This window comes from Metasolibacillus meyeri, from assembly GCF_003049505.1.
GTDB lineage: Bacteria > Bacillota > Bacilli > Bacillales_A > Planococcaceae > Metasolibacillus > Metasolibacillus meyeri.
The window spans coordinates 1-22,922 of the sequence record NZ_PYWN01000183.1 but is presented as its reverse complement, the minus strand read 5'-3'; the positions used below and the strand labels follow the sequence as shown (position 1 = coordinate 22,922).

Annotated in this window: 19 protein-coding genes; 6 read left to right on the top strand and 13 right to left on the bottom strand. The window is 40.3% G+C overall.

Going from position 1 to position 22,922, the window contains the following annotated elements; genetic code table 11:
- Positions 1-141: 141 nt before the first annotated feature.
- Positions 142-1,500: an aspartate kinase gene (locus C9J34_RS20200; RefSeq protein ID WP_107841976.1), complete on the bottom strand. Its 1,359-nt coding sequence runs from the start codon at positions 1,498-1,500 to the stop codon at positions 142-144.
- A gap of 598 nt (positions 1,501-2,098) precedes the next feature.
- Positions 2,099-4,153: a type IA DNA topoisomerase gene (locus C9J34_RS20195; protein WP_193769104.1), complete on the bottom strand. Its 2,055-nt coding sequence runs from the start codon at positions 4,151-4,153 to the stop codon at positions 2,099-2,101.
- Positions 4,154-5,045: 892 nt separating this feature from the next.
- On the opposite strand from C9J34_RS20195, the gene C9J34_RS20190 reads away from it, so the two are divergent.
- Complete coding sequence (locus C9J34_RS20190) at positions 5,046-5,447, top strand: glucosamine 6-phosphate synthetase (RefSeq protein WP_107841974.1); 402 nt, start codon at positions 5,046-5,048, stop codon at positions 5,445-5,447.
- A 67-nt stretch (positions 5,448-5,514) separates the two neighbouring features.
- Here the strand turns inward: C9J34_RS20190 and C9J34_RS20185 are convergent, their stop codons facing one another.
- Complete coding sequence (locus C9J34_RS20185) at positions 5,515-5,988, bottom strand: sigma-70 family RNA polymerase sigma factor (RefSeq protein ID WP_107841973.1); 474 nt, start codon at positions 5,986-5,988, stop codon at positions 5,515-5,517.
- A gap of 494 nt (positions 5,989-6,482) precedes the next feature.
- Here C9J34_RS20185 and proB point away from each other — a divergent pair, with 494 nt between their 5' ends.
- Positions 6,483-7,574, top strand: a complete 1,092-nt coding sequence (gene proB, locus C9J34_RS20180) for a glutamate 5-kinase (RefSeq protein WP_107841972.1) — start codon at positions 6,483-6,485, stop codon at positions 7,572-7,574.
- A gap of 2 nt (positions 7,575-7,576) precedes the next feature.
- Positions 7,577-8,827 carry a glutamate-5-semialdehyde dehydrogenase gene (locus C9J34_RS20175; RefSeq protein ID WP_107841971.1) on the top strand — a complete coding sequence of 417 codons (1,251 nt, stop codon included), beginning with the start codon at positions 7,577-7,579 and terminating at the stop codon, positions 8,825-8,827.
- A gap of 102 nt (positions 8,828-8,929) precedes the next feature.
- On the opposite strand, the gene C9J34_RS20170 is transcribed toward C9J34_RS20175, so the two are convergent.
- Positions 8,930-9,490: a hypothetical protein gene (locus tag C9J34_RS20170; protein ID WP_107841970.1), complete on the bottom strand. Its 561-nt coding sequence runs from the start codon at positions 9,488-9,490 to the stop codon at positions 8,930-8,932.
- A 119-nt stretch (positions 9,491-9,609) separates the two neighbouring features.
- On the opposite strand from C9J34_RS20170, the gene C9J34_RS20165 reads away from it, so the two are divergent.
- On the top strand, positions 9,610-10,494 hold the full coding sequence (locus C9J34_RS20165) for a DMT family transporter (RefSeq protein WP_107841969.1): 885 nt from the start codon (positions 9,610-9,612) through the stop codon (positions 10,492-10,494).
- A gap of 44 nt (positions 10,495-10,538) precedes the next feature.
- On the opposite strand, the gene C9J34_RS20160 is transcribed toward C9J34_RS20165, so the two are convergent.
- The 5 genes from C9J34_RS20160 to C9J34_RS20140 all read right to left on the bottom strand — a co-directional run bounded on the left by C9J34_RS20160 (position 10,539) and on the right by C9J34_RS20140 (position 17,495).
- Positions 10,539-12,224, bottom strand: a complete 1,686-nt coding sequence (locus C9J34_RS20160) for a methyl-accepting chemotaxis protein (RefSeq protein ID WP_107841968.1) — start codon at positions 12,222-12,224, stop codon at positions 10,539-10,541.
- A 365-nt stretch (positions 12,225-12,589) separates the two neighbouring features.
- A complete protein-coding gene (locus C9J34_RS20155) occupies positions 12,590-13,717 on the bottom strand; it encodes a conserved virulence factor C family protein (protein ID WP_107841967.1) in 1,128 nt (375 codons plus the stop codon).
- A 12-nt stretch (positions 13,718-13,729) separates the two neighbouring features.
- Positions 13,730-15,616 carry an ABC-F family ATP-binding cassette domain-containing protein gene (locus tag C9J34_RS20150; protein WP_107841966.1) on the bottom strand — a complete coding sequence of 629 codons (1,887 nt, stop codon included), beginning with the start codon at positions 15,614-15,616 and terminating at the stop codon, positions 13,730-13,732.
- A gap of 203 nt (positions 15,617-15,819) precedes the next feature.
- Entirely contained in the window at positions 15,820-16,776 is a 957-nt protein-coding gene (locus tag C9J34_RS20145) for a S66 family peptidase (protein ID WP_107841965.1), read from the bottom strand.
- Entirely contained in the window at positions 16,773-17,495 is a 723-nt protein-coding gene (locus C9J34_RS20140) for an HAD-IIB family hydrolase (protein ID WP_107841964.1), read from the bottom strand. Before C9J34_RS20140 ends, C9J34_RS20145 begins: the two co-directional genes overlap by 4 nt.
- A 65-nt stretch (positions 17,496-17,560) precedes the next feature.
- Between C9J34_RS20140 and C9J34_RS20135 the strand changes: the two genes are divergently transcribed.
- Positions 17,561-18,214 carry a Crp/Fnr family transcriptional regulator gene (locus C9J34_RS20135; protein WP_107841963.1) on the top strand — a complete coding sequence of 218 codons (654 nt, stop codon included), beginning with the start codon at positions 17,561-17,563 and terminating at the stop codon, positions 18,212-18,214.
- A 16-nt stretch (positions 18,215-18,230) separates the two neighbouring features.
- On the opposite strand, the gene C9J34_RS20130 is transcribed toward C9J34_RS20135, so the two are convergent.
- The 3 genes from C9J34_RS20130 to C9J34_RS20115 form a co-directional block, all read right to left on the bottom strand.
- Positions 18,231-18,689, bottom strand: coding sequence for an NUDIX domain-containing protein (locus C9J34_RS20130; RefSeq protein WP_107841962.1), 459 nt, complete (start codon positions 18,687-18,689; stop codon positions 18,231-18,233).
- A 632-nt stretch (positions 18,690-19,321) separates the two neighbouring features.
- Positions 19,322-19,951 (bottom strand): HD domain-containing protein, encoded by a 630-nt coding sequence (locus tag C9J34_RS20120; protein WP_107841960.1) that lies wholly within the window; start codon positions 19,949-19,951, stop codon positions 19,322-19,324.
- 1 nt (position 19,952) lies between these two features.
- Positions 19,953-21,626, bottom strand: a complete 1,674-nt coding sequence (locus C9J34_RS20115; protein WP_107841959.1) for a formate--tetrahydrofolate ligase — start codon at positions 21,624-21,626, stop codon at positions 19,953-19,955.
- Positions 21,627-21,814: 188 nt separating this feature from the next.
- Here C9J34_RS20115 and C9J34_RS20110 point away from each other — a divergent pair, with 188 nt between their 5' ends.
- On the top strand, positions 21,815-22,015 hold the full coding sequence (locus C9J34_RS20110; protein ID WP_042473524.1) for a cold-shock protein: 201 nt from the start codon (positions 21,815-21,817) through the stop codon (positions 22,013-22,015).
- 42 nt (positions 22,016-22,057) lie between these two features.
- On the opposite strand, the gene C9J34_RS20105 is transcribed toward C9J34_RS20110, so the two are convergent.
- On the bottom strand, positions 22,058-22,858 hold the full coding sequence (locus C9J34_RS20105; RefSeq protein ID WP_107841958.1) for a VOC family protein: 801 nt from the start codon (positions 22,856-22,858) through the stop codon (positions 22,058-22,060).
- Between the last annotated feature and the right edge of the window lie 64 nt (positions 22,859-22,922).

The window sequence follows — 22,922 nt, the reverse complement described above, 5'->3', positions numbered from 1 at the left end:
CACCCGAATCAAATGGGCGGATTTAATTGTCTACTTGACAGGGAGTAGTTCAATGTTCATTTCCGCCCGTTAAACAGTGAAATTCGCCCGCAAGACAGACAAAAAGAGGCGGTCTTGAAATTCAAGACCGGCCTCTTTTTGTTAAACTGTCGTATGGGCAAAAAATTCCTCATACAGTGCTTTTAAAATTTGATTTTCATATTGGCTTCGTACGCCAAATACAAGACTCACTTCTGAGGAGCCTTGATTAATCATCTCTATATTTGCTCCTGTATTTGAAATAGCCGTTGCTGCACGAGCTGCTAAGCCTGTGTTATGTCGCATACCTTCGCCAACAATCACAACCATTGAGAAATCGTGGCGGAAAAGTGCATCTTCTGCATGCAGCTCTTCTTTCACACGCTTAATAATGCGTGCCTCAACCTCATCATTTAGCTGGTGGGAACGCATGATAACTGAAATATCATCAAGTCCAGATGGTGTATGCTCATATGAAATATTTTCTTCCTCGATAATTTGCAGTAAACGTCTGCCGAAGCCTACTTCACGATTCATTAAATATTTCGATACATATAAAATAGAAAAACCACTATCCGTTGCAATACCCGTCACCGGACTACCTGCAGCTGGACGCTTCGGCACGATACGTGTACCCGGTGCATCAGGATTATTTGTGTTTTTAATATTTACTGGAATTCCTTGTTTATAAACAGGCATTAATGCTTCGTCATGAAACACGGAGAACCCCGCATATGAAAGTTCACGCATTTCACGATATGTGATTTCTTTAATTTCCACTGGACAATTCACCACCCTTGGATTTGCTGAAAAGACGCAATCAACGTCAGTAAAGTTTTCATAAAGCTCTGCACCAACAGCAGAAGCTAAAATCGAACCGGTTATATCAGAGCCGCCGCGATCAAATGTACGCAGCACACCTGCTTTTGTATAACCGAAGAAACCTGGGAATACAATAATTTCTTCTACATGCGCAAGTTTGCTTAAGTTGACATATGTTTCAGGCAAAGCAAAAGTTCTCTCTGGCAAATCATTAACGATTAAACCTTCTTTTGGACTAATATATTTGGCAGGCATTCCGATCGAACTGAAATAAGCTGCGATTAACTTTGCATTATTATCCTCACCACTGGCCTTTATGTTATCCATAAATTGTGCCTTTTCTGATTTATCGCTTGCTAAGCGTTCGTTCAAATCAGATGTGATGACTTGAATAATCTTGTCGTCTAACCCTAGCTCTGATGCAATATCAGCATAGCGCTCAATAACAGCATTTAATTTTAATTCAATATCTACCCCTTGCAATACGCTGTTCGCAAGTTGAATTAATAAATCCGTTACTTTAATATCATCATCCGTACGCTTTCCTGGAGCAGATACCGCGATAATTTTTCTTGCTGGATTAGCCTTTACAATATTCGCAACTTTTTTAATTTGTTGTGCGTTCGCCACAGAAGTTCCACCAAATTTACATACAATCATTTTACCAAATCCTTACCTTATAATATTATTTGTACTTCCCAAAAAAACAATTGATTTTACACAGTGTACAAACTTATAACAAATACGTCAAGATAATTTGTTATAAGTTTGAAGTTTTTTTATAAAAAATGAACATTTTCAAAACATTTGCACTTATTATATGGTTTTTCATGCAAAAGAGTGCAAAAAATCTAGTTACAAAACAATTCAGATAAGTTTTCATAAATTACTATACAGAGCATAATTGTATACGCATATTCTAAAAAAAACAATAGAAACCTGAGTTGATTACTAAAGTTTATTTTTTTATAGAATCATTCTATTAAAGGGACAAGCGAAACGTAGTTGTTGCGACCTCTTTTTTAATTAGAAATAGGTGAAAAAATAGCAAATAAAAAGCCTGCAAAACCTTGCAAGCTTTTGTTATTTATATGATTTACAGAAAGTTACCTAGCTTGCTCTACAGACAAGCCCATCAGAGCCTTTTTTGATTAACTTCATGACAATTTGGCGGGTATGCCCTTCGAAGCACCTTGCTTAACCCCCTCCTCATGTATTTTTTCATACACATAAGCAAGTGATTGTAGGGTTGCATGCTTTAAAAAATAAATTCCAGCTTCCCTTCCGCCAATTTCAAGCGGGCCTTGCCTTTTTTGCCGCTTTTCCATGTGAAGCGGATTTCACGGGTTTCTTTACCTGTGAGTAGCTTCTTAGCATCTGTTGGGGTCACTTTGCCTTTCATCAGCACTTTGCTAATAGCAAATTTGCATGCTTTATTTTGACATGTATATGCACGAAAGCCTTCAATAACAGGCTCTTTACATAATGGGCATCTGCCAACAACGACGATTTCCTTTTCAGCGACCTCCATTTGCAATGCCTTCATACGTGCGGTTGTTTCCTCTACAAATGTGAGCATTTCACGGTAAAACGTAGTTGCATTCAGTTCACCATCGACAATGTCTTTGAGCTTTTTACTCCAAACTGCTGTTAATATAGGAGAAACGACATCGTGATTGTCTAAGCTGGCAATGACATCGATGCCAAAATCTGTGGCTGCTAGTGCCTTGCCTTGACGTGCTAGCATGCCAATTGTTAAAAGCTTTTCCATAATTTCTGCACGCGTTGCGGACGTACCGATTCCCTCAGCATCTTTGAGTATCCTTTGCAGCTGTGCGTCTTCTACAAAGCGTCCCGCATGGAACATCGCATCGAGCAATGTACTGTCTGTGTAGCGCGGTGGCGGCTCTGTCATTTTGGCTAAAACGCGCACATCTTCAATTGGCAGTAGCTGATCTACTTGTAATCTGGGCAATGGATGCTCACCCTTTTTGCGAAATGCTTCATATAAAACAGTGTAGCCTTTTTCAATGATGGTATTGCCTGTTTGCTTAAATAACTCGCCGCCTGATTGGAAAATCACGGTCGTTTTATCAAAGGTGTAGGCAGGTAAAAAAATGGCTAATAGCCGTTTACAAATAAGATGATACAGTTTCGATTCCGCCTCTGTTAGCTTTTTACGCCCGATTTTGACATCTGTTACCGTGATGGCATGGTGATCAGTTAATTTTTTATCATCAACATAGCGCTTCGATGCGCTAACACGTGCGACATTTGCCTTGTTGCCTAAAATGTCGCTAGCAACGGCTTGATATTCATCCAATGTGCTTACCGCTTCAAGATGTGCGGCAATATTCTGAGCAAAGGCAGTTGGTAAATGCTTGGATTCTGTACGTGGGTAGGTGATAAGCTTTTTTTCATATAAACTTTGGGCAATTTTTAATGTCGTCGCAGATGTAAAGCCATAAAATTTATTCGCTTCCTTTTGTAGCTCTAGTAGCGAATGTAGTTGTGGAGCAGGCAATGCTTTGCGCTCTGTTTTCACTTCTTTCACAAGTGCCGTTTCTGTAATCCGCGCAACGATTTCCTGCACTTTGTCAGGCTGTATTTTATTCGTATTTTGAATAGGATCAAACCATAAGGCAGTCATTTCTGGTAGCTGTAATTCAATTTGTGCATACGGCTCTGGCTTAAAATTGCGAATTTCGAGCTCTCGCTGTACAACGATGGCTAAAGTCGGTGTCATGACACGCCCCACCTTAATTGTACGACCACCCTTCACCGTTGCGACACGCGTTAAATTTAAGCCAATTAACCAATCAAATATCATGCGATACATCGCCGCATTGCGCAAATTGCGAATTAACACATCATTGTCATCTAATAAATTCGTCAACGCCTTATGTACCGCACTATCTGTCGTTTGCGATGTCCAAAATCGCTTAACAGGCAGCTTGCACCCTACTTTTTTATAGAAGGAATAGAAGATATTTTCGCCTTCCATCCCCGCATCACATGCATTAATAACAAAATCATAGCGCCCTGTTTTCAGCTTTTGCTCAAGCTCCTTATACACTTTATAAGCGGTTTTTTTGACACGGAATTCATAGCGCTCTGGCATCATTGGCAAAACAGCTAAATCCCATTTCTTCCATTCCTTTTTATATTCATGTGGCTCCTTTAGCTCCACAACATGTCCGACAAATGAAGCAAACTCAATTGTGTACGGCAATTGCATTCGCTTATATACTTTTTCAATATCTCGCATTAGCGACGGCTTTTCGGCAATGAGTAATGCTCTCACTTTATACATCGCCCCTTTCTCTGTATCTCTATTATATAAGACGCACATATGTTTGTAAAATTGTTTCCTGGAATGAAAATAGCATTGGAGGGAAGTAGTTTGATAGGTCTTGCCTTATTGCCTTTATCATTTGTCTATGTTTTACCGATTGCCGTTGGGGTTTGCGATTTCATTTATCTAGTTGCAACGCGAGAAAAATAGGCTGTTGAAGGAAATTATAGAAATGCTAAAACTTTAAAACTCGCTCTAACCAGCGATTACCCAACAAAAAGAAAGGCGTGCTCGCAAACACGCCTTCCTTTTACTCTGCTTTCAGTTTACATGTCACTCTCTGTCCATAACAAGCTAAGCTCATCATTATCAAATAAATGGCCATCATATAAAAGATAATAAGAAATGGTAGATGATTTCTTAAAGTAATGACGCAAACCAAGTATATACAGGTACTCGCGATGCTTGTCTTCCAATAATATTTACTACTAATGGCAGAATGTATTACAACCCAAAATATCAAAATAATTATAATAGTCGTAAAATTCAAATAATCACCCCTTTATTTTATAATAAGGAATATATTTGAAAAAATCAATCAAATATCCCAATTATGCCTCAGCTAACTCTCGTCCAGATTTTTTCGAGCTTGCTCATAGCAGAAGCTAACCTAAAAGTGTCACGATACACACCAACAGTTAACTGACCAACATCGTGTGACATGATATTGGTCACACAGTCGTAGCAGTCCCTCTTTTTCAGCGAGTGTGTGGACACCCGTTAAAATGGGGCTAATTCATGTATTCATCTTGTCATCTATTAGAGGTAACTTCTACTGAAAGAAGTTTCACTATTCGTCTCATAATAGCAAATGCTATAATGCTACTATGTGTAAACGAGGAGGGTTAGTATGAAATTTGGTAAACGTACGATTTTTTGGCTCGTACCACTTTGTATTCTTGGCGCGTTTGTTTATTTTTATGGTCCAAAAGATGATATTACAAATAATCAATACATAGATGAAATGAAGCAAACATCGTTAAGTGAAACAAATGCAACAACGGCTGAGGACGTATTTGCGCATTATTGTGATGATGGCAAATGGATCTTTTTTAAAACACAGCGTGAGCAAGCGGTTGTGGAATTTAAAGGAAAATGCACGATTAATAATGAAAGCCAATCAATCAATTTACAATTTTTAATCGACAATGAAGGTGGCAATTATCAGCTGGGCGCATTGCTCGTTAACAATTCTCAACAAACGCCAGAGGAACGCACGTATTTTATCGAGCAATTATACGAAAATCTATAGTAAGAAAAGCGTTGTTTGAAAAGTTTGTCCCTCCACTTTTGGTACAAGCTTTTCAGACAACCGTTTTTTATTCACTCAGCTGTTTTTTCAAGCGCTTTAATAAGCGTTGTCTCCTCTTTTTCACCGTATCCGTTTTTAACTGTAAGCTTGCGGCAATTTCTTTGTCGCTATTTTGTTCCATATAATAGCTGTGTAAAATATAGCGCTCCACTGTCGTGAGCTCCTCCCATGCAAGCGGAAGCTCGATTCGATAAGGATTTTGGACATCATTGATACAGGCATACAAAATCTCATCTTCCATCACCATCATGCGGCTTTGAAGCAAGTTTTGCTTGCGCATTTCTGCAATAATTTGATAGCGCATTATAAAATAGGCATATGCTTCAAATCCCCCTTTTTCACTGTCATATGAGCGTGTTGCTTCCCATAGTGCAATCATCGCAATATGGCGAAATTCATCAAAATTGCCGTAGATATTGCAACGATGCAACACTTTTTCTATTAACGCTTTGTACTGTTCATAGCATTGTTCAAAATCCATTGACAAGTCCTTTTACCTTGTGCACAAGCGGTTTATTCCTAGGTGCTTTCAATATAATGATTTAGCATCAAGCAAACAAATTTTGAAATAGGTTATTTTTAGAAAAAAAAGAGAGAAAAAATATATTTCCCATACAGAAAAATATTGTATTTATACAAATTTACGCATAAAACAACTTTTTATTGACCGAATATTCAAACTAATCATTGACAAAATACTTCTCATCGTGCATGCTATGTAAAATATCATTGCTTATTGAAGACTAGTAAGCGGCAACTGGCTATCATAGAGAGCGAATTCTTGGCTGTAAAATTCGCATAGACCAACCGCCTAACCTCCTTCAACTCGCTCTTAGCAAAACTAAGCGCTCACTCAGCGTTATGAGATAAGTGGAATGCTCGCTATGCATTCAATTTAGGTGGTACCACGGAAAGCCCATTTCGTCCTAAGCAATTTAGGAAGGAATGGGCTTTTTCCTATGAGGAGGAAAGAATATGGAACGCAAACGAATTGTTGTGAAAATTGGTAGTAGCTCCTTGACGAATCAGAAAGGAGAAATTGATTTTGAAAAATTCAATGACCATATTGAGGCGCTCGCCCAGTTGAAGCTGGCAGGTCATGAAGTATTGCTCGTTTCATCAGGCGCTGTTGCAGCTGGCTTTCGTAGGCTCGGCTACCCTTCGCGCCCCGTGACAATGAAAGGCAAACAAGCCGCGGCTGCCGTTGGGCAAAGCTTATTAATTCAGCTCTACAATGAAGCATTTCTCAACTACAATATCGTCTCAGCACAAGTGTTGCTAACGCGCACAGATTTTAGTGAAAAGGAGCGTTATCAAAATGCCTATGCCACTTTTTCGGAGCTTTTAGAGCGTTCTGTGCTACCAATCATCAATGAAAACGATACGATTTCCGTTGCTGAATTAACCTTTGGCGATAATGATATGCTGTCCGCACTCGTCGCAGGGCTTGTGCATGCTGACGAATTGATTATTTTAACGGATGTCAACGGGCTATACACAATGAACCCCATGACAAACCCTGATGCGCAGCGCTTTGATTTTTTAACGAGCATACCAGATGAATTGCTTAGTATGACCGCTGGCAGTAGCTCAAAGCTCGGAACAGGTGGCATGGAATCAAAGCTGCTTGCGGCTCGCTATGCGATTGAGGCAGGCTGCCATGTCTTTATCGGCAAAGGAACAGGGGCTGAAAAATTGCTTCAGATTTTAGCGAATAATGGGGATGGCACATACATTGCTGGCGAAAAATCCACCACGCTATCAAACCGTAGACAATGGCTTCGTTTATCGACAGTTACAGGGAAAATTTTCATTGATGAAGGGGCTGTCAAGGCATTAACAGCAGATGGCAAAAGCTTACTACCAGCAGGTATTTATGCATTGGAAGGTCATTTTAAACAAGGGGATGTTGTAGAAGTATTTTACCAGCATCATTGTGTCGGACGTGGTGAAATCAACTATGGCAAAGAGGAGCTAATGCAAGCGATGGGAAAGCACAGCACAGAATTGAAGCAGCCCTCTGAAGTCATTCACCGCAATAATTGGGTTCAAATGAAGGAGGTTTAATGATGTCAAATGAAGTATTTGAAAAAGGGCAACGCGCTAAAAATGCCAGCCTATTGCTGAACATGAAAACGACAGCCGAGAAAAACAATGCACTCGTTGCCATCGCAGCACAATTGCAAATTGATCGCTCTGTCATTATTGAAGCGAATCAGCTCGATTTGCAACAAGGTGCTGAAAATGGACTTTCTGTCGCAACACTAGATCGCATTATGTTAAATGCAGCACGTATTCGGGCGATGAGCGAGGCCATTCACTTATTAGTCGAACTTCCTGATCCAATTGGGGAGGTGCTCGAAAATATTCACAAGGAAAATGGCTTGCATATTGTAAAAAGACGCGTACCACTAGGTGTCATTGGCATGATTTATGAAGCGCGCCCAAATGTCACAGTGGACGCGGCTACGCTCGCTTTAAAAACAGGGAACGCGATTTTATTAAGAGGAAGCTCATCTGCTAAGCATTCCAATATGGCTTTGGTTTCTTCGATTCATACAGCATTAACAAAGGCGGATTTTCCATTAGATGCTGTTTTATTAATTGAAGATACGAGCAGAGAAACAGCAAAAGCACTCTTTCATTTACATGAATTTTTAGATGTGCTCATTCCGCGCGGTGGCAAAAGCTTAATCGATACTGTCATCCGCGAAGCAAGCGTACCTGTCCTTGAAACAGGTGCAGGCAATTGTCATATTTTTATTGACGATACGGCCCCCTTCGATATGGTGTGCGCGATTGTGAAAAATGCCAAAACACAGCGTCCTTCCGTCTGCAATGCGGTGGAAAGCTTAGTGATTCATCGCCAATTTTTACAGCAATACGGAAAGGAATTCTTCGCTTTTCTGCAAGCACTCAACATTAGCATTTACGGAGATGAGGCGGTCTGCCAATTATGTAAAAGTGCTCTTCCTGCTAATGAGGAGCATTTTGCGGAGGAGTTTTTAGCTTTATGTTTAAGCATCAAAACCGTAGACTCTGTAACGGAGGCAATCCAGCATATTCAAACATATAGCACAAAGCATTCAGAGGCAATCTTGACAATGACGCAGGAGCATGCCGACTTGTTTTTAACGATGGTCGATGCAGCTGCTGTTTATCACAATGCCTCCACCCGCTTTACAGATGGCTTTGAATTTGGCTATGGTGCTGAAGTCGGCATCTCCACACAAAAACTGCATGCGCGTGGTCCAATGGGCTTACCCGCTCTAACTTCAACAAAATATTATATTTATGGAGAGGGACAAATTAGAGGATAAAGCGGTAGGCGTTTGAAACAATATACAAGGTAGCTAGGTGGAAAAAGTTCTTTTTCACACTGCTACCTGCCATTGTGAAGTTTGAATCATGGTCAATTTCTTTTATGGGTTCGTAAAAATAACTGGAATACTATGTAGACCATATTTCCCACGCATTTTGCCGCGAGACGCTTGGACAAACTTATCTTCTTTGAATGTAATCATGTCCCCATTATCAAAAGAAATATGATAAGTTGCGTTACCAGGTTCACCAGCAGCTACTTCTACACGTTCGATTTGTGTCACATTTTCCCAGCCTGCATATTGCTTTTGCTGTTCAAAAAGCCCTCGATATGTAAAGCCATTATCATCCATGGTAATATAGCATCTAGTACTTCCATAAAAAACAACGAGTGCTACTATAGACAAAATAACACTTGAAATAATTGTCCACCTTCTCATTTTCCCAAAAAATAATAGCGCACAGCAAATGACGAGTATAATGATACCGATAGCAAAAACTACATATGCTTCAAACGGTACATAGTAAAACCATGTGTACTTTACAAAATAAAACGTCATTGGAATCATACGTGGTATAAAGAAAACAACTAACGGTGAAAAAATCAATAGGCCTAATCCAATAACAAAAAATGCATAGCGATAAGACATATTATTTGCCATCTATTCCCCTCCTTTTATAATATATGTAATATTATATATCATTCTCTTAAAATAATTAATTATTTTAAAATTCTGAATTAATGATATAATACAATTATTTGGAAAGGAGTGACAGCTCTATGCAAATGCGTGCTATGGTGAATTTGACGATTTCAATGGCAATCTTCGGCTCTATTGGCTTTTTCACAAAGCATACTGGAATTCCAGCGGTTGAACTCGTTTTTGTGCGCTGCATTTTTGCTACATTATTTTTAGGATGCCTCTGGCTCATGACAGGTGGCTTAAAAAAAGAACAATGGCATAAAAAACAATTGTTCACAACGGTGTTATGTGGTGTTTTTTTAGTTTTAAATTGGGTGTTTTTATTTAAAGCATTTGAGGAAATGTCGATTTCCGTTGCCATTTCCATTTATAATTTAGCGCCTATCTTTGTGCTATTGCTCGGTGCCGTTTTACTCGCCGAAAAAATGACGTTACCCGCTATTTTGGCAACAACGATTTGCTTTTTTGGTAGCATCTTGATTGTCGGAATTGAGCACTTTCAATCGCTCGACCAGTTATTTAATTCAGGCTTTATCTGGGCTTTATTGTCAGCCATTTTTTATGCCTTGACGATGTTTACGAGCAAAAATATTAGCGGACTTTCTTCTTATGCATTAACATTTATCCAAACGGCTGTCGGTATTGTAATGCTTATGCCTTTTTGCAATTTTACTGTATTTGAAGGACTGACAACGACAAATTGGTTATTTATTGTCGGAACAGGTATCATACATACAGGCTTTGTGTACTATTTGTTCTTTGATAGCATTCGCTATTTATCAACACTTGTCGTTTCTGTACTTGTATTTGTTGACCCTGTCGTCGCGATTTTACTCGATATTGTCATTTTGTCGTTTCGACCTGATGCGTTACAAATACTTGGCATTGTCCTTATTTTCGGTAGCATTACCTATATTATTTTGATGCCACAACCTGCAAGAACAAAAGTATCAGAGATTTAAAATGGCAGTTTGGAAGGTCGATACCTTGCCAAACTGCCATATTTTTAACAATCAAATTTCTCTACAATATTTTGTAAATACAACGATTGATTTTTTAATTCCGTTGAAATGGTATTTAACTCTTGCAACACATTGACTTGCTGCTCAATCGTGCTCGCCACTTCCTGTGTATAACTTGCCGCATCATTTGCATCAGACGCGATATGTGCAACGGACGCTGCCACTTCCTCAGCCGTTGCTGAAATATGCTCGGTCAACGATGATACCTCGCCAATTTCCTCTGTCATCTCTTCAATTGCCGTATTAATTTTAGTGAATGTTTCGCCAGCTGTTTGTACGACAGTTACACCAGTAGCTGCATTTTGAACACTGTCAGCAATTGCCTGTGCGACATGCTCCGTATCTTGCCTAATCGCTGTTGTCACCTGCACAATCGCGGCTGCTGAATGCTTCGATTGCTCGGCTAAACGACGAACTTCATCAGCAACAATGGAGAAGCCTTTGCCATGCTCACCAGCTCTTGCCGCCTCAATCGCTGCATTCAATGCTAATAAATTTGTTTGCTCTGTAATTTCTGTAATCGCCGCCGTAATTTGATCAATTTCATTTGAACGTTCGATTAACTGATGAATTAAATTGCTCGTTAAAGCAGTTGACGCTTGAATCGCTTGCATTTGCTTTTCAGCCACCTCAATGTTGCCACTGCCCTCATTCGCTAATGTTTGTGTCGTCAATGCATTTGTATGCAATGCGACCGTGGAATGAACAATTTTTTGCACCGCATCAGCTGTTGCGTCCATTGCCGTCGCACTTTCATTCGCTGCAGTTGCAGAATTATGTGACCCTTTTGCTAGTTTATCTGCCACGCTAGCAGTTTGTTGAACGGAAGATGCCACTTCATTCGTATTTTTTGTTAACTGTTCACTTGATAATGATAGTTTCGTTGTATTTTCTGCCACAGAAAAAATAACAGATTTCAATTCATTTTTCATCATATTAAATGAATTAGCCAAATCATGAAATTCATCCTTCGATTTTACTTGTATATCCTCATGCTGTAAATTTCCTTGTGCAATCACATCTAAAGCAGCTTGCAATTGTTTAATCGGCTTTAAAAAGCTTCTACTCATCGCAACACTAATGATAATTGCCACAATAATGCTTAAAATAATGACGCTTGCGCTTAATAAAGAAGCCGTCCTCGCTGATTGCTTCGCCTCCTGCTTCATTTGTTCTAAGTTTGCTTCATAGTGCTCAGTTAATCTTGCTGCACGTTGAATTAAACTTTGGTTTGGTGGACGCACTTGGTTGACAATAATCGATTTCGCTCTATCATAATTCATCGACTTCGTTTGGGCGATGGCTTCCTCCATCGCATCATTAAATTCGGCCATATAACCATCTATTGCCAATAACTCCTCGCTCACATAGGAATCTTGATTATTTTTCTCTAAGGTCCCAAGCAATACATCCATCTGCTCACGTTGTTCAATAATCTCTGGTAAAATGCTTAAATCCCCTGAGATAACATATTGACGAATCATCATGCCTTGAGTCGCCATATTATTGCGAATATCTGCAATCGTTAATACATGCGCCTGCTCCTCTTCAATCATGCTTTCATATGTCGATTGAACTCGTTGAAGCTGGGCATAATTTATACCAGATGCAATCAAAACCATTAGGACAATAGTTGCAAATCCAATAAAAATCTTCGTGCGTATAGACATATCATTCACCTTCTCATCATTACAAATATGAGTATTATTATATATGAACAAATTACTTATAGCATCTTTTTATCAAAAATCATATAATTCCGATTTTTCCGATATTATTTTAAGTACATCATCTTATTGTGGAAAATTAATGAAAGAGGTTAGTTAGAGTGAACAGGGGAAAACATTTGATCAATTACGCCTCGGCGTAATTGATTTGATTGAATGTAGTTGCCTTGCGGGCGAATTTCACTGTTTAACGGGCGAACCATTACTTTTGAACTAAAAATTTCAAAAACAATCCCTTTCATGCCAAAAAATCAAGCTAGCCTTGTCGCCGATCATTTAACAAGGCTAGCTTGATATGGATTAATCAATTAATGCTCTGAACGAACCTCTGTCATTTGCTTCCATACAGAGCCTTTCGCTTCCTCGCCCTGCTCAATGCGGGCAATCGCCATTTTTACTTGTAGCTTGACTTCGAATTCTTGATCTTCAGCAGCTTGATGGAGCGCTTGGAGCGAGCTTTCCGTTCCAGTTTCGTATAAAAACATCGCAGCGCGCCAACGTACAAGCTTGTTTTTATCTTGCAATGCACCAACCATCGCCTGCTCGAATGCCACAAAGCCTAAATCGCTCATGCAGTCACCCACTGTACGACGCACAGCCGCACTTTTATCCTGCAACGCCTGCTCTAGCGCAGGAACAACTACCTCGTCCTCAATCATGCCAAGGTAAACAGTTGCTAAACGGCGAATCGCCATTTGGTCATCCTTTAAAGCAAAGCTAAGCATTTCGATATCTTCCACATCTGGATCAGGCATTTGATCAAGCAATTGGAAACGCTCCTGCCAGTCTTCCGTTTGCTGTAGTTGCGCTAACGTGACCTTTTCACGCGGAGCTGGCGTGTAATTTGCTTTATTATTTGCCGCCTCCACAATCGATTGAATGCGCTCCTGTGGATACGTAGCCCATACTTCTTGTAGCACATTTTCCGCTACTTCCTGTTTATCGCCATAACGCACACCATAATCTACCCATTTACGCAGGAAAATATAGTTTTCATCGTTATCCTTCGTTTGCATTTGCCCGAATGCAGTTGTGTAAGCTTCACCTGTTGCAAGACGAACTTCTCCTTCACTATCAAAGGCTTTTACTTGTAAAGGAAGCCCTTTAAACATTTGCACATGGACATATACTTCACCGAAATGGTCAACAGCTTGGTTTTCCACTGTATTTGTCGTGTCATTTTCTCCTAACGCGCTACGAATACCTGATAAAATATTTTCCCATGCAAATTTCGCATTACGCTCAACCGCTAAAAAATCAGCAACATGGTAAATACCTTTCACACCTTCTACAGCAAAAACAGCTTGAATAAAGGACGGAGCCTCTGCCAGATTGTCCTTTGTATAGTTAAAGCTTGTACCAAATGGTAGCTCCTGATCAATGACAACCTTCATCGAATTTGGACTTGGCGTTGGCTCAATCGTCAGTATTTTCATCGTTCATTTCTCCTATCTATTGACAATTTCATCTAAATAGCTCCAGCGCTCAATGAGATGCTCATATGTGGCATTGAATTCGTCTAATTTTTGCGTAAGCTCCTGCAATTTTGTAAAATCAGCACCAGCTGTCGCAATGCCCTCTTCTGTCTCCACGATTTGTTGCTCAATCTTTTCGATATCAGCAGCAATCGTTTCCCATTCCTTTTGCTCTTTGAAGCTCAGCCTTTTCTTCTCTTGCTTCACCTTTTCCTGCTTTGGTCTTTCTTGCTTTTCCTCTTTCGTCGCCTGCTGCTGCACTTGCGCTGTATGGGCTAAATAATCAGAGTACACCATAAGACTTTCCTCCACTTGCCCTTTGCCATCTAAAATCCACAGCTTTTTTGCAATGCGGTCTAAGAAGAAACGATCATGGGAAATCGTTATCACAACGCCAGGGAATTGCTCGATAAAATCTTCCAGTACGCCTAGCGTTTCAATATCTAAATCGTTGGTCGGTTCATCCAGCAACAAGACATTCGGCTGCTCCATTAATAGACGCAATAAATGCAGTCGCTTGCGCTCACCGCCCGACAGCTTGCCGATTGGCGTCCCGTGCGTATGTAACGGGAATAAAAAGCGCTCCAGCATTTGCGCCGCGCTATAGCGAATGCCTTCTGCATCAGTAATATCATTCGATGCCTCACGCACATATTCAATCATGCGCTGATTATCATTCATTTTCGGCAATACTTGCTTAAAATGCAGTCGCTTTACCGTAGAGCCTACAACGACTTCACCTCGATCTGGCGCTAACTCACCCGCCAAAATATTGAGCAAGGTCGATTTACCATGCCCATTCGCCCCAATAATACCAATGCGGTCACCTTGTTGGAGTAAAAAGCTAAAGTCTTGTAAAATGACACGCTCACCAAATTGCTTGGAAATTCGCTCTGCCTCTAATACCTTTTTTCCTAAGCGCGTCGTGGCAAGTCCTAGCTCTAAATTAGCATCATCCTGTGAACGATCAATTTTATCATCCAGCTCCTCAAAGCGTTGAATACGTGCCTTTTGCTTCGTCGTTCTGGCCTTTGCGCCACGGCGAATCCATTTCAGCTCATTGCGATAACGATTGCGCAGCTTTGCTTGTGTCGCTGCTGTCATTTCCTCGCGCATTGCCCTCGCCTCTAAATAGTCTGCATAGTTTCCTATATGACGATACAACATTTGGTCAGCAAGTTCATAAATATGCGTTGCCACTTCATCTAAAAAGTAGCGGTCATGGGTGATAAAAATGACTGCACCTTTTAAACGTGTCACCATTTCCTGTAGCCACTCTGTCGATTCAATATCCAAATGGTTGGTTGGCTCATCCAGCAAATATAAATCAGCCGGCTCAATTAATACGCGTGCAAGTGCCACACGCTTTTGTTGTCCGCCTGAAAGCTCTGCGACATGACGCTCAAACATATCAATACCGAGCTTCGTCAACGCCTGCTTTGCAAGTGCATTAACATCCCATGCACCTTCCGTATCCATACGTTGTTGTAGGTGGAACAATTGATTTTGCAGCGCTTCGTTTGTCGGATCAGCCGCTAATTTCGCGACCGCCTCCTCATATGTACGATTTAATTGCAGCACAGGCGAATCCCCCGCAAATACTGCCTGTAGTACCGTTTCACCCTGTGCAAAAACAGGGTCCTGCTCTAAATAAGCAATACGGTATTTATTCGGGTGATCCAGCTCGATTTGGTCGGCTTCCTGCACCTTTGCTAAAATAGACAACAAAGTAGACTTCCCTGTGCCATTAATGCCAATCAGCCCCGCGCGCTCCCCTTCATAAATGGTAAATTCGATATTGTTAAATAACGTTTTATCGCCTACCGTTTTTGTTAAATTCGATACGATTAAATGACTCATCTGTTCTCATCTCTTTCATGCATTTGTTTTTATTATAGAGGATATGACAAGGAATTGCACAGGTTGAGGTTATCTTTGAAATTGTATCAGCAAGATTTTAGGTTATATCGGAAATTTTTGTTATTCTATCAGCACGTTTTGGCTTTCTATCAGTACGTTTCAGGATTCTATCGGCAACTTTTCACTTCCTATCAGTAACTTCTTTAAAATCTTACAATTGAAATCTTTTTCCTTGCTGTATCAACCGCAATTTCCCCACCAATTGGCAATGTCATAATCGGCTGTGTGTGACCGAAATCGATATCATACATCACAGGAATATCCTGTAATAATGGGTGCTTGTCTAAAATAAAGTGCAATTGTTCCCTTGTCACCTTGCTTACTCTTTGGAAGCGCCCAATTAATAACGCCTTCACGCCAATCGCTACTTGCAATAATGAAGTTAAATCACGTGCAAACGTTTCGGGATTCGTCTCTTCATCATCTTCCACAAATAAAATGCAGTCCTTTAGTTCAGGTATATACGCTGTGCCTTGCAACAAATTCAATGTGCACAGATTCCCACCATATAGTTTGCCTTGTGCCTGTCCCTCTGTATACACCTTCCATTCAGTCGGCTCATACTGACGCTTGTCTTGGTCTAAAAACCACAAATCATCGCTCCATTTTTCAGATGGCACGATGTCATACGCTTCTTGTTGCATAAAGCATTCTCGAAAATACTTCGTTTGATATGCTTGTAAGCCCTTCATACGGAAGCTTGAAAAATGTGGTCCTGAATAGGTAATAAATCCGCATTTATGGTGAATTGCTGTCGCCAAAGCTGTAATATCACTAAAGCCACAGAGAATCTTTGGGTTCTTCGCAATCAGTTCATAATTTAAATACGGCAATAACTCGTTGCTATTAAAGCCGCCAATCGCCGTTAAAATGGCTTTGACATTTGGATCGGCAAAGGCAGCATGAATATCTGCAATACGTTCCGCAATGGGTGAAGAATTTTGCATATCGCATGTATGTATATGTTCGCCAAAGCTCACTTTAAAGCCCATGCTCTCTAATACTTGCGCTGCTCCTGCGATGCCTTCATCTCCAAGAATTTTCGCACTGCGGCTTGGTGCGATGACGCGTATTTCATCACCTTTTTGTAATTTTTTCATTTGTCCATCCCCCTATGATTGGCAAATTGCCGAATTGTATGAGCTACTTCCCTTTTTGTGATAACGCGTGATGCAAACTTAGCTACTTCTCCATCGCCAACACAAACGCTGTACTGTGCCGCTTCAAATAATGTGCGGTCATTCATATCATTGCCAAACGCAATAAAGTCCCCCTGTAAGCCTCGCGCTTTATGAATACCTAAAGGGCTAATGTCGACGATGTTTTCTGAAGCGTATTGTGAAATCGTGACAGAGAGCTTCGTTAGTTCATCCAGTGCTTCCCTAGAAACATCAAATAACACAAGCTTGCACATTTGTGGCAATTCGTTCAGCTCTACATTTTTCGCGCCTTGATGATGAATGCGATTATAAATAGGATGTGCCTTGTCCCCCGTATATGCAAAGTCCCAATCACTATCTGCCAAATACGAGAGCCGGTACTGCTCAACGATTTGGCATAATTTATCTCTAAGCGCTTGCTCAAAATAAATTGCTTCTACTCCATCATGCCCCCGCATCAACGCCCCATTGCCACCAATTAATTGACAACGCTGAAATGCCTCAGGTAAAATCGGCAACAAATCGCGAATTGGGCGTGCTGAAGCAAATACGATATCATGCCCTACCTCCATTAACAGCACAATTGCCTGCTGAATTTCCTCGCTAATTGTCTTCCCATCGAAGGAAATTGTTCCATCAATATCAAATACAAAATACATATCGCCTCACCTCTGCCTTTTAGTATAATGGTAAAAACGATGACATAAAGGACAGGTGTCCCAATTTGATAAAATTATTTTCTACATTTTATACTTATTTTTCAGAAAATCTGCAACAAGCGGAAATTCGCACATTTGAAAAAGAGGAGCCGATTTTACTTGCTGGCGAGGAAATTGATGGACTTTATTTTTTGCTTGAAGGTAGCTATAATGTGCTGAGCCCTGAAATTAATGGCAAGGAATTACTCTTGCGAAAATGCACACCACCTGCGATTCTAGGTGATATTGAGCTGTTTCAACATTGTCTGATTCAATCTAACTGCATCTCGAAAGAGCGCTGTACGTTTTTGTTTATTACGCAACAAGCGTATGAGCAGACCTTTAAATTCGATGCCGATTTCACACAGCTCTTGCTCGAAGAACTGACATTCAAATTAAAAACTTGCACGACGTTATCACGCGTCAACGCCCTTTCTGCTGTTGCAGTCAAATTCGCGGCATATTTATGCACGATTGAATCATCCGACATTGCGAACGACTATTTAAAGGTGCAAAATTTGCAGGAAATCGCCGCTTTAATCGGAACAACAAGCCGCCATATGAATCGCGTGTTGCAAAAATGGGCGGAGCAACAAATCATTGAACGACATGATGACACGATTCATATTACAGATTGGCAAGCGATTCAGGCGATTTCAGAGGATATTCGCTTTGTGTGACACTAAAACCACTTGCTTAATTAATATCTCCTACATATGTCGGCGCTTTTCCACTGTTAAAATAAGAAATTAAATGCGCTCTTAGTGCGCGTGGAAATAATGGATATTCCAGTAGATCATTAATTGGTAACCATTCTGTACCTGTTTGCCCCTTGTCTGGATTACTGCCATTAGCAAATATATCTTGTTGAACTTGACATAAAAACATAAGCTCCGTTTGATGTGCATGCGCATGATAGGCAGCTAACTCATGGTTTTTCCCGATATATTCACGTACAAAAATCAGTTCTCCAATTTCAATTTCTGCACCAAGCTCTTCTTTACATTCTCTTTGTAAAGCTTGGTGCAGATTCTCACCATGCTCCTGACCACCGCCAGGCAAAATATAATATGTACCACCATTCTCTTGTATTTTTATCGCTAATAACTTTTCATCTTTCACTATGATTGCTTTTGCTGAATTTCTGATTGTCATTTTCCATTCCCCCTAAAAAAAACATCTCTGTTCTAACATGAACTAATCTTTTGCTCTATACATTACATTCAAATTATGCTAATATACGGATTTTTCCTTCTTCAACAAAAAAGAGCAGGCACATGCCAGCTCTTGTCATTTAGACATACTATTGATTTTATCAACTAAAATTTTCGTGCATGTAATCACCGTCGAAATCGTCAAAGCAAAGCCAAGTAGAATTATGAGTTCATCAAATTGACGAAATATATTTGTAACTGTTACTTTCGTTATAATGGACACCGTTTGAAATAGTATATAAGGGGTTAGGAGAAAACTTAATAACCATACAAAAATATATTTTTTCATTCTATTCCTCCAAATGCTCTATAAAGATGTCGACATCATTAGTTAAAATTGTCAAAACGCCTAACAACGAAATTCCCATACTTAATAACACTAAAAGAGATATTATTTTTAAATAAAAACCTAAATTTGGAATTTTAACTATTATTTTATATTATCTATTTATATCTATTAAGTCAATGATTTTTTCAATAAATCAATAACTAGAAAACTAGCCCCAATTAAACAGTGCAATTCGCACACACAAACAGGGGCCTATCCGACTTGCGGACAGCCCCCTCTTAAAACTATGCATCTCCATTTTTCTCAGCTGCTAATTGCTGTAAAAATTGCTCCATAAAAATGTGACGGGCCTCCGCCATTTCGCGACCTTTCGCTGTCACCATTAAATCTTTTAACAATAGTAATTTTTCGTAAAAATGCGTAACAGAGGCTGTTGATTTTGCGCGATATTCATCTGCCGTCATTTGCAGGCGGGCTTCCTCTGCATCATCGTACATCTTGCGCCCCTTCGCACCACCGTAGGCAAATGTTCTTGCAATACCGACAGCACCAATCGCATCTAAACGGTCCGCATCGCGTACAATTTTCGCCTCAATTGTTTTCGCTTCGAGTGCGTTCCCACCATTAAAGGATACGGACTCAATAATGTCCTCGATATGCTGGCGCTCCGCATCAGCTAGTGCGAGCTGTGCTAAAATAGCATTTTGCGCTGATTTATCCTGCGCGTATTTCGCATCGCTGACATCGTGCAAATAAACAGCTAGCTTGACGATTTTTGCATCCGCAGTTGGCTCTGTTTGCAAAATCGCCTCCGCATTCATCAATACACGTTCAATATGCTGAAAATCATGGCTTGCATCCATTTGCTCATATATTTTTTGCACGAGCTCTTTGCATTGTTCGATAGGATTCATATTAAAATAACCCTTCTGCGCGACCGTCAGCTGTTACATCCATTTTAAGTGCTGCTGGCTGTTTTGGTAAACCAGGCATCGTCATGATGTCGCCTGTTAAACAGACTAAAAAGCCTGCGCCTAATTTTGGCACAATTTCGCGAATCGTAATCGTAAAGTTTTCTGGTCGTCCAAGTAAAGTTGGTTGGTCTGATAATGAATATTGCGTTTTAGCCATGCAAACAGGTAGTAAATCCCATCCGAATTTTTCAATTTGCACAAGCTGTTTTTTTGCGCTATCTGTTAATTGGATGCCCACACCACCATATATTTTTTGGACAATTTTCGTTACTTTTTGTTCCACTGTTTCAGAAAGCTCGTATAAATGATGGAAATTTTGAGGTGTTGCAAGCACTTCCAACACTTGCTGTGCTAATTCAATACCGCCTTCTCCACCTTGCTCCCAAACGTTCGTGCGCGCAATGCGAACTGCATTTTCCTTTGCCCATGTCAATACAACTGCTAATTCGGCTTCGCTATCTGTTATAAAACGATTTAACGCAATGACAGGCTCGACACCGAATGTGCGAACATTTTCAATATGACGTGCTAAATTGGCAATACCTGCTTCAACCGCTTTAGCGTTTTCTGCTTGTAAATCCACTTTGGCTACACCGCCATGCATTTTTAAGGCACGAATTGTCGTCACGACAACAACAGCATCTGGTGCAATGCCGCTTTGGCGCGCTTTAATATTCATAAATTTCTCCGCACCTAAATCCGCCCCAAAGCCTGCCTCTGTGACAACGATATCTGCCAATCTACGCGCAGTTTGTGTTGCAATCACCGAGTTACAGCCATGTGCGATATTGGCAAATGGACCACCATGTATGAAGGCAGGTGTGCCCCCAAGTGTTTGTACTAAATTCGGTTTAAAGGCTTCTTTCAATAACAATGTTAGTACACCTTCAACGCCTAATTGATGCACAAATACTGGTTGGCGCTCATATGTATAGCCAATCACAATATTTGCTAAACGTTTTTTTAAATCATCTATGCTCGTTGCTAAGCAAAAAACGGCCATAATTTCAGAGGCTACTGTAATATCGAAGCCATCTTCACGTGGAACTCCTTGTAATGGGCCACCTAAGCCAATCGTTACTTTACGCAATGAGCGATCATTTAAATCTAAAACACGCTTCCAAATAATGCGACGAGGGTCAATGTTTAATTCATTGCCTTGATGGATATGATTATCAATAAATGCAGCAAGCGCATTATTTGCCGTTGTAATGGCATGAAGATCACCTGTGAAGTGCAAGTTAATATCTTCCATTGGTACAACTTGTGCATAGCCACCGCCTGTTGCTCCGCCTTTGACTCCCATGACAGGTCCTAATGAAGGCTCACGCAATGCGACCATGACATTTTGGCTTAATCGCTGCAAGGCATCTGCTAGCCCAACGGTAACAGTTGATTTGCCTTCTCCCGCAGGTGTAGGACTTGTTGCTGTAACTAAGACTACTTTTCCTGTTTTTGTAGCAGTAATTTGGTTCACATCAATTTTTGCCTTGTAACGACCATACTGTTCAATCGCTTGCTCTGGAATACCCGCTTTTTTGGCAATGTCCGTAATAGGCTGCATCGTAGCATTGTTCGCAATTTCTAAATCGGATAAATATTTTGTCAGTGTCATTTGATTCCCTGCTTTCTATCCTTATTATTATATATTATAAAGCATTTAGCAGAAAAAATGTGTGACAAAGCGTCAAAATTCGCCAAATCATTGACATTATGGCGTGAATAACGTATATTAAAATGCATAATTGTCGTAATTTTTCGACACATTAGAATTTAATCCGCAAGTATGGGAGGCGATCGCTCATGCATCAAGGAAAGGTTAAATGGTTTAATAACGAAAAAGGTTATGGTTTCATTGAATGTGCAAATGGTGAAGACGTTTTCGTTCATTTCACTGGCATCATTGGAGAGGGCTTCCGTCAGTTGGAAGAAGGACAAGATGTTGCATTTGAAATTGTAGAGGGCAATCGAGGACCACAGGCAGCAAACGTCTCTAAATTATAAGGAGCTGTAGACAAAGATACAATCCCCTTTGTCTACAGTTTTTTATTTCATTACATATGTTGCGTTTTCACAAATAATCGTTTGTTGCTGCACAGCACCTTCAAAGACGACAGAATGAATGCCGAGCCCATCCGCTAAAATCGCATCCCAAATTTCGCCCTCACCTTGCGCACTGTAGCAAACAATTTTTGCATTTGGTAAATAAAGCGTGTATTTCATGGCATTTAAGTGCTCGTCAAAATGCTCCTCAGCCTGTAAATTACCGAGCTGCTGTAGCGCTTTGATATAGTCAAGACGATTCACTAAGTAAATAACTTCTGTAAGCTTGATATCTCCTTGTGGATGCGCTGCGATAATATTTAACGCGTTGTATTGCGCTCGACGCTCTTCATTCGACATATCCCACTCGATAAAAAATGGAAAATCAAAATGCTGCTCTGGATGCCCAATATAAAGCAACTGCCAGCTAACAACTGTCCCATCTGGTCGTGTGCGTGAAAAGCGCTCTGGTCCATGCACTTCTAAACCCGCTTGACGAAACATCTCAGCATCCTGCTCGATTGTCGTTGTGCGAATAGCCATGCGTGTAAAGCCATTTTTGCGGTCTTTTTTCGCATAGGTTTCATGCAATGTATAGGGTTGCCCAGCAGCGATTTCAAACTGCGCCTCGTCGTTAATGCCAATCCATTCAACATAGGTTAAATCAAAATAACTTAATGTGTTATACGTCCCCCACATCTCATGCTGTCCACCTTGCACCACATGCAAACCATGCGCTTGCATCTCTTTCATCGTCTGTTCTGGCTTGTCTACAAAATGCACAATATGATCTAATTCATACATACTTAACTCCCCTTGTATATTATATTTAAGGTTTTTATCTCTCGATGTTTTATAGGATGACCTT

Excerpts from the sequence above, each read along its gene's own strand:
- C9J34_RS20200 (WP_107841976.1), bottom strand. The coding sequence starts at position 1,500 with ATGATTGTATGTAAATTTGGTGGAACTTCTGTGGCGAACGCACAACAA.
- C9J34_RS20195 (WP_193769104.1), bottom strand. The coding sequence starts at position 4,153 with ATGTATAAAGTGAGAGCATTACTCATTGCCGAAAAGCCGTCGCTAATG.
- C9J34_RS20190 (WP_107841974.1), top strand. The coding sequence starts at position 5,046 with ATGAAATTTGGTAAACGTACGATTTTTTGGCTCGTACCACTTTGTATT.
- C9J34_RS20185 (WP_107841973.1), bottom strand. The coding sequence starts at position 5,988 with ATGGATTTTGAACAATGCTATGAACAGTACAAAGCGTTAATAGAAAAA.
- proB (WP_107841972.1), top strand. The coding sequence starts at position 6,483 with ATGGAACGCAAACGAATTGTTGTGAAAATTGGTAGTAGCTCCTTGACG.
- C9J34_RS20175 (WP_107841971.1), top strand. The coding sequence starts at position 7,577 with ATGTCAAATGAAGTATTTGAAAAAGGGCAACGCGCTAAAAATGCCAGC.
- C9J34_RS20170 (WP_107841970.1), bottom strand. The coding sequence starts at position 9,490 with ATGGCAAATAATATGTCTTATCGCTATGCATTTTTTGTTATTGGATTA.
- C9J34_RS20165 (WP_107841969.1), top strand. The coding sequence starts at position 9,610 with ATGCAAATGCGTGCTATGGTGAATTTGACGATTTCAATGGCAATCTTC.
- C9J34_RS20160 (WP_107841968.1), bottom strand. The coding sequence starts at position 12,224 with ATGTCTATACGCACGAAGATTTTTATTGGATTTGCAACTATTGTCCTA.
- C9J34_RS20155 (WP_107841967.1), bottom strand. The coding sequence starts at position 13,717 with ATGAAAATACTGACGATTGAGCCAACGCCAAGTCCAAATTCGATGAAG.
- C9J34_RS20150 (WP_107841966.1), bottom strand. The coding sequence starts at position 15,616 with ATGAGTCATTTAATCGTATCGAATTTAACAAAAACGGTAGGCGATAAA.
- C9J34_RS20145 (WP_107841965.1), bottom strand. The coding sequence starts at position 16,776 with ATGAAAAAATTACAAAAAGGTGATGAAATACGCGTCATCGCACCAAGC.
- C9J34_RS20140 (WP_107841964.1), bottom strand. The coding sequence starts at position 17,495 with ATGTATTTTGTATTTGATATTGATGGAACAATTTCCTTCGATGGGAAG.
- C9J34_RS20130 (WP_107841962.1), bottom strand. The coding sequence starts at position 18,689 with ATGACAATCAGAAATTCAGCAAAAGCAATCATAGTGAAAGATGAAAAG.
- C9J34_RS20120 (WP_107841960.1), bottom strand. The coding sequence starts at position 19,951 with ATGAATCCTATCGAACAATGCAAAGAGCTCGTGCAAAAAATATATGAG.
- C9J34_RS20115 (WP_107841959.1), bottom strand. The coding sequence starts at position 21,626 with ATGACACTGACAAAATATTTATCCGATTTAGAAATTGCGAACAATGCT.
- C9J34_RS20110 (WP_042473524.1), top strand. The coding sequence starts at position 21,815 with ATGCATCAAGGAAAGGTTAAATGGTTTAATAACGAAAAAGGTTATGGT.
- C9J34_RS20105 (WP_107841958.1), bottom strand. The coding sequence starts at position 22,858 with ATGTATGAATTAGATCATATTGTGCATTTTGTAGACAAGCCAGAACAG.